Origin of the sequence: Methylomonas albis, assembly GCF_014850955.1 — a bacterium.
Lineage (GTDB): Bacteria > Pseudomonadota > Gammaproteobacteria > Methylococcales > Methylomonadaceae > Methylomonas > Methylomonas albis.
The window spans coordinates 169845-182721 of sequence record NZ_JACXSS010000001.1; the positions used below are offsets into that span (position 1 = coordinate 169845).

14 protein-coding genes are annotated in these 12877 nt (G+C 52.4%); 11 read left to right on the forward strand and 3 right to left on the reverse strand.

Going from position 1 to position 12877, the window contains the following annotated elements; translation table 11 throughout:
• The first annotated feature begins 112 nt into the window (after nucleotides 1–112).
• The 4 genes from EBA_RS00685 to EBA_RS00700 all read left to right on the forward strand — a co-directional run bounded on the left by EBA_RS00685 (nucleotide 113) and on the right by EBA_RS00700 (nucleotide 3676).
• Nucleotides 113–619: an RNA polymerase sigma factor gene (locus tag EBA_RS00685; protein ID WP_192372299.1), complete on the forward strand. Its 507-nt coding sequence runs from the start codon at nucleotides 113–115 to the stop codon at nucleotides 617–619.
• Between the two features lie 150 nt (nucleotides 620–769).
• The gene (locus EBA_RS00690) at nucleotides 770–1714 is read left to right on the forward strand and encodes a FecR family protein (protein ID WP_192372301.1); all 945 of its coding nucleotides are present in this window, start codon (nucleotides 770–772) and stop codon (nucleotides 1712–1714) included.
• 273 nt (nucleotides 1715–1987) lie between these two features.
• Entirely contained in the window at nucleotides 1988–2737 is a 750-nt protein-coding gene (locus EBA_RS00695) for an IS5 family transposase (RefSeq protein WP_192372303.1), read from the forward strand.
• A gap of 279 nt (nucleotides 2738–3016) precedes the next feature.
• On the forward strand, nucleotides 3017–3676 hold the full coding sequence (locus tag EBA_RS00700) for a hypothetical protein (RefSeq protein WP_192372305.1): 660 nt from the start codon (nucleotides 3017–3019) through the stop codon (nucleotides 3674–3676).
• 146 nt (nucleotides 3677–3822) lie between these two features.
• Here EBA_RS00700 and EBA_RS00705 read toward each other — a convergent pair whose 3' ends face one another.
• The gene (locus EBA_RS00705; protein ID WP_192372307.1) at nucleotides 3823–4311 is read right to left on the reverse strand and encodes a septal ring lytic transglycosylase RlpA family protein; all 489 of its coding nucleotides are present in this window, start codon (nucleotides 4309–4311) and stop codon (nucleotides 3823–3825) included.
• Nucleotides 4312–4556: 245 nt separating this feature from the next.
• Here EBA_RS00705 and EBA_RS00710 point away from each other — a divergent pair, with 245 nt between their 5' ends.
• From EBA_RS00710 to EBA_RS00730, 5 genes are all read left to right on the forward strand, one after another.
• Nucleotides 4557–5855 carry an NAD(P)/FAD-dependent oxidoreductase gene (locus EBA_RS00710; RefSeq protein ID WP_192372309.1) on the forward strand — a complete coding sequence of 433 codons (1299 nt, stop codon included), beginning with the start codon at nucleotides 4557–4559 and terminating at the stop codon, nucleotides 5853–5855.
• 25 nt (nucleotides 5856–5880) lie between these two features.
• The gene (locus tag EBA_RS00715; protein ID WP_192372311.1) at nucleotides 5881–6402 is read left to right on the forward strand and encodes a YcxB family protein; all 522 of its coding nucleotides are present in this window, start codon (nucleotides 5881–5883) and stop codon (nucleotides 6400–6402) included.
• An 88-nt stretch (nucleotides 6403–6490) separates the two neighbouring features.
• Nucleotides 6491–6778, forward strand: coding sequence for a hypothetical protein (locus tag EBA_RS00720; protein ID WP_192372313.1), 288 nt, complete (start codon nucleotides 6491–6493; stop codon nucleotides 6776–6778).
• Nucleotides 6779–7053: 275 nt separating this feature from the next.
• A complete protein-coding gene (locus EBA_RS00725) occupies nucleotides 7054–7533 on the forward strand; it encodes a DUF6985 domain-containing protein (RefSeq protein ID WP_192372315.1) in 480 nt (159 codons plus the stop codon).
• A gap of 190 nt (nucleotides 7534–7723) precedes the next feature.
• Nucleotides 7724–8245 (forward strand): hypothetical protein, encoded by a 522-nt coding sequence (locus tag EBA_RS00730; RefSeq protein WP_192372317.1) that lies wholly within the window; start codon nucleotides 7724–7726, stop codon nucleotides 8243–8245.
• 135 nt (nucleotides 8246–8380) lie between these two features.
• On the opposite strand, the gene EBA_RS00735 is transcribed toward EBA_RS00730, so the two are convergent.
• Nucleotides 8381–8833: a DNA polymerase III subunit chi gene (locus EBA_RS00735; RefSeq protein ID WP_225615810.1), complete on the reverse strand. Its 453-nt coding sequence runs from the start codon at nucleotides 8831–8833 to the stop codon at nucleotides 8381–8383.
• Between the two features lie 210 nt (nucleotides 8834–9043).
• Nucleotides 9044–10528: a leucyl aminopeptidase gene (locus tag EBA_RS00740; RefSeq protein WP_192372319.1), complete on the reverse strand. Its 1485-nt coding sequence runs from the start codon at nucleotides 10526–10528 to the stop codon at nucleotides 9044–9046.
• A gap of 90 nt (nucleotides 10529–10618) precedes the next feature.
• On the opposite strand from EBA_RS00740, the gene lptF reads away from it, so the two are divergent.
• Together lptF and lptG are read left to right on the forward strand one after the other, a co-directional pair.
• Entirely contained in the window at nucleotides 10619–11752 is a 1134-nt protein-coding gene (lptF, locus tag EBA_RS00745) for an LPS export ABC transporter permease LptF (protein WP_192372321.1), read from the forward strand.
• Nucleotides 11752–12819, forward strand: coding sequence for an LPS export ABC transporter permease LptG (gene lptG, locus EBA_RS00750; RefSeq protein WP_192377122.1), 1068 nt, complete (start codon nucleotides 11752–11754; stop codon nucleotides 12817–12819). The genes lptF and lptG overlap by 1 nt, the downstream gene beginning before the upstream one ends.
• The last annotated feature ends 58 nt before the right edge of the window (nucleotides 12820–12877 follow it).

The following is a 12877-nucleotide window of genomic DNA, read 5'->3' on the forward strand; positions in this document are numbered from 1 at the left end:
AAAAAACGTTCGATTGATAGCCAACTACCGCAAAAATAGCCATTGCAACCGTTCTGGCATGAATTGTGGTTGCTCGCTCAATTATCGACGCCAAATTCCGCACATCCTGACCATGAGCAATGCTCTTCATATCTCCCGCCTGATTGAAACTTACGACGAGGAATTGCGCCGGGTGATGTTCAGACGCTGTGGTTGCCTGGATACTGCCGCCGACATTGTGCAGGAAACCTACCAGCGCATGTTTACCGGCAATTTGTGGCAACAGGCCGATAACCCGCGCGCTTTGCTGCACCGCATCGCTGCCAATCTGGCTACCGATTACGAGCGCCGCCGTAACACCCGCAACCAGCACCTGGAAACCGGCGATACCGCTGACGCATCCTTGCAAGTAAGCGACGGTATCGATCCCGAACAAATCAACCTGGCCCGCGAACGTTTGGACTTGTTGGTCTCTGCAATCGATAGCCTGCCGGCCAAATGCCGAATGGTTTTCGTGCTGCGCAAATTCGAGGAGCTTAGTCACGCCGAAATTGCCCAGCGATTGGGCATATCCCGCAATATGGTGGAAAAACATCTGCGCAATGCTTTAGCGGCGCTGCAAGAATTCGACGATCTTTAAACGATTCGCTCCTGTTTTCACCGGGTTATGCGTCCTATAATGGCAAGCCACCAACCCTGAATCGCGCCCGATGAAAATCCTTAGGCTTTATCGTTTACCGCTAAGTAGCAGAATGCCTTGCTGCATGTTGCTGCGAAACGGACATACGCAATGAAAATTTCTGCCGAGATTAAAGCTGTAGCCCGCGCTTGGTGGGTCAGGCTGGATAGCGGCAACTGTAGTCCGGATGAACAAGCGGAATTCAACACTTGGTTAGCCGCCGATCCCATGCATCGCCAAGCTTACGATCAGCTGGGCGAATTATGGGGCGCGCTGGATGCTATCGCACCGAAAATAGCCATACCAGCCACAAGTAAACCCAAGCCGGCTTTGTGGCGATGGCAATGGGCGCTGCCAACATTGGCGGGCGGCTGTCTAGCCTTGTGGTTGCTCAATCCCTTATGGATTATAGTGCGCGCCGATTTTCATACCGGTTTCGGCGAGATGCGCGACGTGCATCTTAGCGACGGCTCGACGGTGCACCTCAACGGCAATAGCGCCTTGGAAGTGCATATCGACGGCGAACAGCGGCAATTGACTTTACTGCAAGGCGAAGCCTGGTTTGAAGTCAGCCCCGATAAAGCCCGGCCATTCCGGGTAGATAGCGAACACGGCAGAGTCACCGCGCTGGGTACGGCTTTTAATGTGCGGCTGCGTGACGGTAAAGCCGAGGTTAGCGTCACACAACACAGCGTGGCGGTAGATTTGGAACAAGCCGATGGCAAAGCGCTACACGCCGTGGTCGCCGAGGGCCAGCAATTAGCCTATAGCGCGGAATCCGGGCTAGGTGATTTGCAAAGCATCGATAGCCAAACCGTTACCGCGTGGCAGCGCGGCAAACTAGTGTTCGAGAATCGGCCTTTGGGTGAAGTGGTTGCCGAGCTGAACCGCTATCATCGCGGTTTTTTGCTTATCAACGATGCCGAACTTGCTCAGCGCCGCGTCAATGGCGTGTTTCGTACCGATCAAGCCCTGTCGGTGCTGGCCGCGCTGGAAATCTCTCTACAACTGCGTTCCACCAGGTTTAGCGAATATCTGATCGTGCTGCACCGCTAATTTCACAGAGCACCTAGTTCTACTTTGTCAGATTACTCGAACTACATCTCTAAGTCCGTCGTTTCGGCAGGGATTGCCGAAATCCAGACGCCATGGACGGATCGAAGCTTACCATCCATGGCACTGGATACCCGCTTCCCAGCGGGTATGACGAACCTTTTTTGTAATCTGACAAAGTAGAACTAGAGGCTGTTGCCGTTTTGGGATGATAGCCTTGAAATCGAACTGAATAGCCCAAATGCTTGAGTTTTTCAATCAACCTATACTCAAGCGATGCCACGACAGTTGTTTACGGATGAATACTGGAATAAATTCAAAGCCATCATGTTGAGCCTGGGGATTTATGACAAGCCTTCGCTACGACAAACGGTAGAGGGGATTTTTTATCGCTTGCGAGTAGGCTGCCCCTGGCGAGACTTGCCTATAACGTTTGGCAAATGGAATGCCGTGTATAAACGATTCAACGCGTGGTCGCTTCAGGAAAAATTGATGGGTATCTTTCGGGGACTGGTGGTGGAACCGGATTTGGAATGGGCATTTATCGACGGCAGTATTGTGAAGGCTCATCAACATAGTAGTGGCGCGGCCCATGAGCAGGAAACAGCCATTGGAAAATCCGTCGCGGGCAACACCACCAAAATCCATATGGCCGTTGATGCTTGCGGGCTGCCCATTCATTTCTCGGTGACGGGGGGCGAGGTGCACGACTGTAAAGAAGCGCCGGAATTGGTGGCTAAACTCCCTTTGGCTGCCCACATGATTGCTGATAAAGGCTATGACAGTGAGTCTTTACGTATTCAAATTCGAGACAAAGGGAGTGTGCCTATCATTCCTAGAAAACAGAACTCAACCATTGGGAATGACGAAATGGACTGGTGCCTCTACAAGTATCGCCACCTCGTTGAAAATGTATTTGCGCGACTGAAACATTTCAGAGCCATCGCGACGCGATATGACAAATTGAAACGCAATTTTGAAAGTGTCGTCGCTTTGGCCTGCGCTTTCATTTGGTTGCCCATGTAAAACGGCAACAGCCCCTAGTCGACCGGTTTTTAGCCCTGCGGCAAAATTAATTGCAAACGCATTGAACCTTGCGGCCGTTTAGCGGAATTCACAATTGAATGCAGTTTGCCTTGATCCACTCCCCTAAGTTGGCTCAGGACGCAGCCGCATTCACGCTAGGCATTCGGTCAATGCCTACGCAACAGCAAAACGTTCCTAAGCGAACTAAAACAGCAGCTAATCAACGGCTTGCCGCTGCTTAGCTGCACCTTATTGATCTTATCGACAGAGGATAGAAGTATGAGATTAAACATTACCCAAACACTATTTGCCGCCATGATGTTGTTCGGTGCGGCGCCAGCAAATGCCAGCGTGGTCAACGATCCGGCCGGCGATTATCTGGCGACATATGCCGGTAGCCAGACCGGCGATCTGGACGTGATCACCGCCTCGGTCACTTACAATCCTGCCAGCGATATTTTTCATTTCGAAAGTACCTTTGCCGGTGCCATTGGCGGTTCGCCATCCGGCTTTTACATTTTGGGCTTTGATCGTGGTGCCGGTACCGCGCGGTTCTTTGCGAACGGTTTGCCGAATATACTGTTCGATTCGGTCGTACGTTTTAATATGGACGGCGGCGGCGCGGTCACGCTGTTGGCACCTACCTCAGGCAGCACAGCACTGGCCGTCGGCACCGCCAATATTCAAGGCAAGCAGCTGATTGCCGATATTGCCGGTAGCCTGCTGCCGTCTACCGGTTTTGCCAAAACCGACTACACCTGGAATCTTTGGCCGCGCGACGGCGCGCTACCCGGCGGTTTTGGCCAAATTTCGGATTTTGCGCCGGACGCCAGCAATCAGGCGGTACAAGTCGTACCGCTTCCCGGTGCATTTTGGTTGTTCGGTTCGGTGTTTGCCATGTTCAAATTAGTCGGCAACCGCAAACGGCGTTTTTTGTAACGATGCAGTCAGCGGCAATGATTTAATTTAGTCAAGGCCGCTTGAATGTTTGCAAACCTGTTCGTGTCTGCCTGACGCAGCATGAGCGGGTTTGCGGTTTCCGGCTATTAAGTGGTCCGGTCAAACCAAGTGACTAGATGCGCCCTTTACTCCACACCAGACGGCGCTGCCAGATAACTTACCTCCACCTCCGTCAAACCATTCATACCGATTTGCTTGGCCGCACCTTGTGATAGGTCAATCAATCTGTTCGGGCTGAATGGGCCTCTATCGTTAACCACCACGTCAACATAACGGCCATTGCGCAAATTGGTCACGCGGACTTTCGACGGTATCGGCAAGGTCCTATGCGCCGCCGAAAAGCCTTGCGGATCAAAACGGCTGCCGTCCGCGGTGCGATTGCCCGATTCCGCGCCATACCAGGAAGCCAAACCGGTTTCCCGATAGCCATTCGCCGAAACCAATGGGTAATAAGTGACGCCTTTAACGGTATAGGGCTTGTTGTAAGAGGCATTGTTTTGATATGTCGGTAGTTGCGGGCGCGGCGGCTCGGATGCGCAGCCAGCCAGCAGGCCGAGTAGGATCAGCAAGAAGCCCGGCTGGGCAAGCGCTTGGAGGCGAGGGTTTGGCGACATTCGATAGCTCCGGAAGGCTGGCAATAGCTAATCATAATCTGATGCGCTGGTTAAACTCGGTTTGGTTTACCTGCACCTTCAGGTTCTTCCGAGCAGTTAAGTATTGCCGCTGCCAGCCCATCCCGTCAAAATCGGCCAGCCAGGGCAGGTTTGGTTATAATGCCGTCACCAGGAAAGACAACTAAGACAGGGATAGCGATTTTTTTGTTTACCGTATCGGCAAACAGCACTTGAGGGGAAGATAAATGGCGGAGAAACATAAAATCCTGATTGTCGGCGGTGGCGCTGCCGGGCTGGAATTGGCGACAGAATTGGGGCATAAACTCGGCAAATCCGGAAAAGCCGAAGTCACGCTGCTGGATGCCGCGTCCACGCATATATGGAAGCCCTTGCTGCACGAGGTCGCGTCCGGCACTTTGGCCGAGGCTGAGGAAGTCGAATACTTGGCCCAGGCGCATAGCAATCACTTCCGGTTTTTGTTTGGCAAAATGGAAGGTTTGAATCGGGCAAACAAGGAAGTCATCGTCGGCGCGATTACCAACAAGAAAGGCGAAGAGATCATTCCGCAACGCCGCTTCAAATACGACACCTTGGTCATGGCGGTCGGCAGCGTCAGTAACACTTTTGGCATCAAGGGCGTGGATAAATATTGCCGCTTTATCGATACCACCAAGGAAGCTTTCCGTTTTCAAAAACAACTGGTGGAGACTTATTACATTCAGTCCTACGCCAACCAAAGTAAGCAGCGCGAAGAGCCGCTGTCGATTGTGATCATCGGCGCTGGCGCCACCGGCGTGGAATTGTCCGCCGAGTTGCACGAAGTGACCAAACTGCTGGCAACCTACGGGCTGGAAGGTTCGATAGACGTCAACATCACCATTATCGAAGCCGCCACCCAATTGCTGCCTGCGCTGCCGCCGCGCTTGTCGCAAGCCACCCAGGAGCAATTAATCAAACTGGGTATCCAGTTAAAACTGGGCCGCAAGGTTACGGAAGTCACCGATACCGAGGTACATACCTACGATGGCGAAGTGTTCGACGCGGATTTAAAAGTCTGGGCGGCCGGCATCAAGGCCCCGGACTGGATGAAAAATCTGGACGGTTTGGAATCCAACCACATCAATCAATTGATAGTCGATCAAACCCTGCAAACCAGCGATCCGGATATTTTTGCCATCGGCGACTGCGCCGCTTGTGTATGGGTCGGCCACGGCGGCAATGTGCCACCGCGCGCCCAATCCGCGCACCAGATGGCCTCCACTGTTGCCAAAACCATCAGCAACCGCCTGAAAGGTAAACCGGCTGCCACGTTCGTGTATCGGGATTATGGCTCGCTGGTATCGCTGGGTAAATTCAGCACGGTCGGCAGTTTGATGGGTAGCTTGATGGGTACGGTCAGCGTCGGCGGTTTAATTGCCTATGGCGTGTATTTGTCCCTGTACAAAATGCACCAGGTCGCCATCCACGGCTACTTCCGCACCGCGATGCTGACCTTGTCCAACCTGTTCCGGCGCAGTACCCACGCCAAAATGAAAATGCACTAACCCATCAATCCACCGAGCGATATACATGTTAGAAATTGAATACGAATTCCGCGAAGAAGACCTGGTCCATTTTAATGAGGAAAGGCTGAAAAAAGACCCGGAAATGCAGAAAAAAATCCGCCAAAACCGCATCTTCGCGCCCGGCGTGATGATGGCGATTGGTTTGTTTTATTACGTGTACTACGTGGATATGACCACCACTGCCTACATCACCATCCTGGCGCTGGCTTGGTCGTTCGCCTCGCCGTTTATCATGAAGATGGATTTGCGCCGGCAGTTTTTTGATAAATACACCGAAGCCGAAAAGAAAGCGTTGTTCGGTGTCCACTGGCTGAGTATCGAGCCGGAGTTTTTGCAGGAACGCGCCCCAGGCGGTAAAAGCAAAACCCCGTGGAAAGACATGTTGCGGGTGGAGAAGCATAAAGACTATGTTTATCTGTATGTCGATATCGACGCGGCGATCGTGATTCCGCGCGCCACGGTGAAGAAAGGCGATTTGAAGGCGTTTGCTAAGCAGGCTGAGGGGATGATAGAGAGGGCGGGTTGATGTTTGGTTGCTAAGCTGTCGTTTATCCTGCAAATTTGGGTGATGTGTGGAAACTGCTAAATTGACTTATACAGTCGAGGTTATGTTTATGAGTCTGTCCCTGCTTACGGTTCTTTCTATAGTTTCAGGTTTTGCATCGGCATTGGCTTGGCTCTATGCAAGCTGCGTAAAAGTATCCAGAGAAAAGGCGCTTGAGGACCGCCGCCGAACTGCCGAAAGGGCTGGTACTGCCCCGGATCTTTCTGGAATCTCTTTTGACGGTTGGGAGGTACGGGAAACATTGGCTGCTCAAGCGAAGTGGAACTCCATTGGCGCGGTGCTCGCAGCTATAGCAGTATTCTCGCAAGCGTTAGAACAGGCCCTTACTCACTCATAAATCGGGAGTTAGGCTTAGGCTGAAATTATGCTGTCGTAACGCCAACCCTCTTAGTCGTGTAGGGTGGGCACGGTTTTTGTGCCCACGCGGAATTGGGACTATATCCTCCTGATAGCCAGCCAAAAAAGATTGCCCTCCATTTTTGGAAGCTTCACCGCGTGGGCACTAACGTACCCACCCTACATTTGATGGCAGTGATCGCCAGCTCCGAAGGTATGATGCTAAGGAGGAAAATAAAGCGGGCGGGTTAACTCAAACGCCTTAGGGGTAGAGCAATGTTTGGTTTGTTCAAATCAAAAATTTTTCATGACTCGCAGCTCGGCGAGTTTAAGCGTTCCGGTGGTTATTGGCGGGGTGTCATTGCGCTGGACGACTCCGAGAATATCCCGTTAATACTTGCGGGTAACCGAACAGAGCCAGTGGCGCAAGCCATCAGCATGGCTCGCGGCTTGGCGGCAGTATTTGCCTCTATGCGCCCGATGATAGAATCGGAGCTAGTCGCGCACTACCCCCCTTATGCCGAAGAATTTGAGTCGGAGAACAATTCCGCTGCCTGCGAGACCATGCCAAGCATCAGCGCGGCGAGTCAAGTGTGGCCTTACGTCGCATTGAAATTCGTATCGGTTACACCGCTGGATGGTGAGTTAATTTACGAGCTCGGTTATTCTGTTGCTTGGGACGAAGAGCATACGCTGGGTGCTCGCTTTAAAGCAGATCAATTCATTGAGCTTTGCGGGAGCGTATTGCCTCCATAAAGCTCGCGTAATCGTACGCAAGATTCGTATCATAGCCCCGATTACGCTTTGCTAATCGGGGCTATGATGGGTAAATAGAGGGCGAAGCCTTGTAGGCCGGAATAAGGAAGCGCCAAAGCTAGCCAAACGCCTAGCGGTTTATTCTGGCCTATCCTACTTAGTTTACGTTATGCAATTGGAGTCTTTGCTGATGGCGAGAAGTGACTTAGTTATTTCAAAAATGGCTGCGGTTCTGATTCCCGTAGTCGTAGGAAGTCTTCTGAGCTTGATTGTTTCTGTTGCGACTAATTACTACACGTTTCGCGTCGAACAAAACGAGACGGTTAGAAAAGAACGCATGGCGCATCTGGAACGAGCCATGACGCTCACCGCAAGATACTCGAACGATGTGGGTAAGCTCCTGGGCATCGGATTTATTACGAAGGGAGACATTACGTCTAATGATCTCGCCATTATGTCGGCTCCGACTGATACCCTCATGGAATTGAACGTAGTCATCTCGCTTTACTTTCCGCAATTGAAGAGCGACCTCGATCAAATTTTTGTCGGGCACGGGGCGATGATGCAGCGCTTCGATAATATTGTAGACACCCAAGATGAGCATCGGCGAGAAGATGCCGCCTCCTTCAATCAACGTATTCAAAAGGAGATGTCAGTTACTATGGATAGTGTTCGAAGCTTGATGAAGAAGCTCAGCGAGCTAGCCACTTAGGTCGGAATAAGTCATGTAGGGTGGCTACGGTTTTTGTGCCCACGCGGAATTGAGGCTATTCTTCCAACCAGCGAACAGAAAAGCGTTATCCGCCATTTTTGGACGCTTCACCGCGTGGGCACTAGCGTGCCCACCCTACATTTTGTGGGTAGTGATCGCCAAATCGGCTTGCTGGTAATGCCGGTAACGCTGCCGGCCGGCCTGTTTGCATTCTTCGCTGTTATCCAGTATTTCCAGGATGCGTTCGGTCGGGGCCGTGGTCGGCGGATAGAAACTCGACAGGTTGACGACAATTTTCTGCCAGCCGTCCGGGATGTTTTCGCTGCCGATCAGGATGGTGCCGGTAAATGCCGGGATTTCTCCGCGATAGATTTGGTGCGGAATAAAACTGCCGGCCCGAAAGGTCCACAGGGCTTTATCGATCTGTTCCGCTTGTTCCGCCGAATCGGTCAGTACATACGGAAAATGGCCGCTACGGTAGATTTTCTCGATCAGCTTGCAGGCAAAATCCTGGCGTTGTTGCTGGTCGTGGGTAGCCAGCACGTAGAAGCTGACTTCGGGGATGGTTGGGGGACGACTGTGTTCCATTATGCTGTTTAAGCTTCGTGCCATTTTGGAGGAGCAAGGCCTGCAGGTAAGGATTAACCGTTCGTCCTGAGCCTGTCGAAGGATGACGGGTTAATCCGTCCATGGTTCGACAGGCTCTCGGCAACTGCTCTTGCGTTGCTTTAACTCCTGCACCCGGCCACGAACGGGTTAACTTAAGCGCATTGAGCTTGGCTCTTCCTGAAAAGACCGTTAAACCGATGCGCGGTTCAGCAAATACTGGCTTACCAGCGGCACGGGCCGGCCGGTTGCACCTTTATTGGCACCGGTGCGCCAGGCGGTGCCGGCGATGTCGATATGCGCCCAGCGGTATTCTTCGGCGAATTTGGACAAAAACACCGCCGCAGTAATGCTGCCGCCGTCAGGGCCGCCGATGTTGGCCAGGTCGGCGAAGTTGGATTTCAGTTGCTCCTGGTATTCTTCCCAAACCGGCATGCGCCAAACCAAGTCGCACGCAGTTTCGCCGGCGCCAAGCAAGTCATTGCAAAGTTTGTCGTCGTTGCCGAACAGGCCGCTAGGTACTCTGCCCAAGGCCACGATGCAAGCGCCGGTCAAGGTTGCCATGTCGATGACGACGTCCGGGTTGTATTTTTTGGCGTAGGTGAGCGTGTCGCACAAAATCAGCCGGCCTTCGGCGTCGGTATTCAATACTTCTATGGTTTTGCCGGACATGCTGGTCAGGATGTCGCCGGGTTTGCTGGCGGCGCCGTCAGGTAGGTTTTCCGAGGACGGAACCAGGCCGACAATGTTCAATTTCAAGTTCAGCAGGGTGGCCATGCGCAAAAGACCTAGGACGCTAGCTCCGCCGCACATGTCGTATTTCATTTCGTCCATGCCTAAACCAGGTTTAAGCGAAATGCCGCCGGCGTCGAAAGTCAGGCCTTTGCCGATCAGGACGATGGGTTTAGTGTTGCTGTCGCCGCCTTGGTAGTCCAGGCAGATCAGTTTGGCGGGTTGGCGGCTGCCGCGCGATACGGATAGGAAAGAGCCCATGCCCAGCGCTTCCATATCGCTTTCTTCCAGGATTTCGCAATTCAGTTTGTCGTGCTCGCCAGCCAAAGCCAAGGCTTGTTCGGCTAGATGGGTGGGTGTGCAAAAATTGCTGGGCAGATCGGCCAAGTGTTTGGCGAGTTCCAAGCCTTTGGCGATGGCTATGCCTTGTTGCAGACCTGTTTCGGCTAAGGCTTTTTGGCTGTCGTCGGCGACGACGGCTAAGCTTTGCAGTGGGTTTTTATCGTCCACTTTTTTGGTGGCACTGTATTGGTACAGGCCGTCGTTAAATATTTCGACAACTTGGCGGGCTTTCCATTGGCTATCCACGCCGTTGACGTCGATATCCAAAAGCGCGCAGCTGGCGGCGCTGACTTTGCTGTCTTTGACGGTTTTGATCGCGGCCACCAAGGCTTTACGGTATTGCTTGCGGCTGACTTTGCCGCGCTCGCCGAAGCCCAGCAACACGATACGGGCGATATTACCGTCGGGCAGGTTGTTGATCAGCAGAGTTTCCGCGTTTTTGCCTTTGATGTCGCCGCGGCCGATCAATTTAGTCAGCAGGCCGTCGAACTGCCTGTCCAGTTGGGTTGCCGCCGGGCTGAGTAGTTGATTTTCGAAGATTCCGACCAATAGACAGTCGCTTTGCAGTTTGTCTAAGGGTGAGCTTTCTATAGAATAGTCCATGAGAGTGGTCTGTAAATGTCTGAGATTGAGGGTTTCTGCGGGGTGCAGAGGCTTTGTTCGATTATACAATAGAAAATCAGGAGTGAGTTGTTGAGCATTGAGCGAGGATTACCCAGCGCGGGCCGGCCTTTCCGGCTGTTGACGGTGTTGGACAAAATGATAATTAAGGAACTGTTTCAGACTGTTACGGCAGTATTAGTCGTGTTGGTGGTGATCATCGTCAGCCGCAAGTTCATCAAGGTGCTGGCGCAGGCGATTGAAGGCAATATCGCCAATGAAACGGTGATGACGCTGCTGGGTTTGAAAATCGTGATAGCCACTACGACCTTCCTGCCGGCCGCGCTGTTTATGGCGATATTGATGGTGTTGGGCCGCATGTATCGCGAGCAGGAAATGGCGGCAATTTCGTCGGCCGGCGGCAGCGTGTTTACCATTTATCGGGCGATATTTATGCTGGTCGTGCCCTTAAGCGTGGCGGGCATGGGGCTGTCGATGCTGGCGTCGCCCTGGGCGGAGGCCAAAACCGAGCAGTTGATGCATCATGACAAACAAGACGCCGATCTTCGCGGAATAGCCGCCGGTCGATTCAGCGAATACAGCGACGGCGAGTTGATTTTTTATACCGAAAATGTCGACGACGAAGGCCGCATGCATAAGGTGTTCGTGCAAAACAAGCAGGGTGAGAAGACCGGGGTGGTGAACGCCGAGTACGGTTGGCTGAAAAACTTGCCCGGCGGTTTGTATCTGGTTTTGGAAAATGGCGAGCGGATTCAAGGTATACCCGGCAATAAGGATTTCACGGTGGAGACCTTTGCCGAATATGCGGTGCTGATCGAAAAAAAGGCCACCATTTTGAATTTGGGGCGCGAAGCCATTACTACCGAAAACTTATGGCTGTCGCCCGAGTTACGGGATATTGCCGAGTTACAAGACCGTGTCAGCACGCCGTTGGGCGTAATGTTGCTGGCTTTTCTGGCGGTGCCCTTGGCTAAACTGTCGCCGCGCGGCGGCATCTACGGCAGCATGCTGGTGGCTTTTGGGATTTATTTTGTGTACGGCAATTTGCAGCGGGTAAATCACAGCTGGGTGATCAGTGGGGCATTGCCGTCCTGGCTGGGTTATTTCTGGGTGGACTCCTTGTTGCTGGTGTTGGGCTTATTCATGTTAATGCGCTTATATGGCTGGAAGTGGTTATCGCAAAGTCTTAAGGAGAAGCTGGCATGATCAATGTATTAACCATTTATATTATCAAGGAAGTTGTTAAGGGTTCTTTGATTGCGGTGTTACTGTTGTTGACGCTGTTCAATCTGTTCAGCTTCAGCGATGAATTAAAGAATTTGGGGAGAGGCGGCTATGACTTGAAGCAGATTTTGTGGTTTTTGACGCTGACCTCGCCGCGGGTGTTTTATGAGTTGGTGCCGTCGGCAGCGCTGCTGGGCAGCTTGTTCGTGGTGGGCTCGATGGCCAATAATCGCGAAATTGTGGCGATGCGCGGCGCGGGTTTATCAATCGCCTGGATCATCAGAACGATTATGTTGGCGGGCTTGCTGCTAGTGACCGTGGCGGTATTGGTTGGCGAGTTCGTTGCGCCGTCATGCGAACGTGCCGCGCAATTATTGAAAACCACGGCGCTGAACGACGGCGTGGTGATGCGTTCGCAATACGGGATGTGGCTGAGAGAGGGCAATAGTTTTATCAACGTCCGCAAAATTCTCGATGATGGTTCGCTGGCCGATGTGCGCATTTACGATGTCGACGAAACCCATAAACTCAACCGGATCACTCACGCCGAGCATGCTCTGTTCCAAGGCAATAAGCAGTGGCGCTTGGATAGCGTGAAGCAGTCTGAGATCAATTCGCAGCAAATTTATGCCCGCACCGAAGCGGAACAGCCGTGGAAATCCAGCATCGATTCGGATTTGTTGAAAGTGGCCGTAGTCAACTCGGACAACCTGTCTTTATACGATTTGTTCAACTACATCGACTTCCTGAAACAGAATAATCAAAAGTCGCAAAGCTACGAGCTGGCGTTCTGGAGCCGTTTGATCAACCCGTTTGTGACGTTTGTGATGTTGATGGTGTCGGCGCCGTTTGTGATTGGCATCGGTCGCGGCACCAGCACCGGCGCGCGGATCATGATGGGCATCGTGATTGGCATGACGTTTAACATTTTCGACAGAATTGCCGGTCATGTTGGCTTGGTTTACGACATCAATCCTATGTTGATGGCTATGTTGCCAAGCGCCTTGGTATTTTGCGGTGCGTTGATAGCGGTTAGGCGGGTTAGCTAGATAAGTCTTTTGCTGGCCTCACTGCGAAACGGTTGCTTCCGTTTCGCAGTGAGTCGGT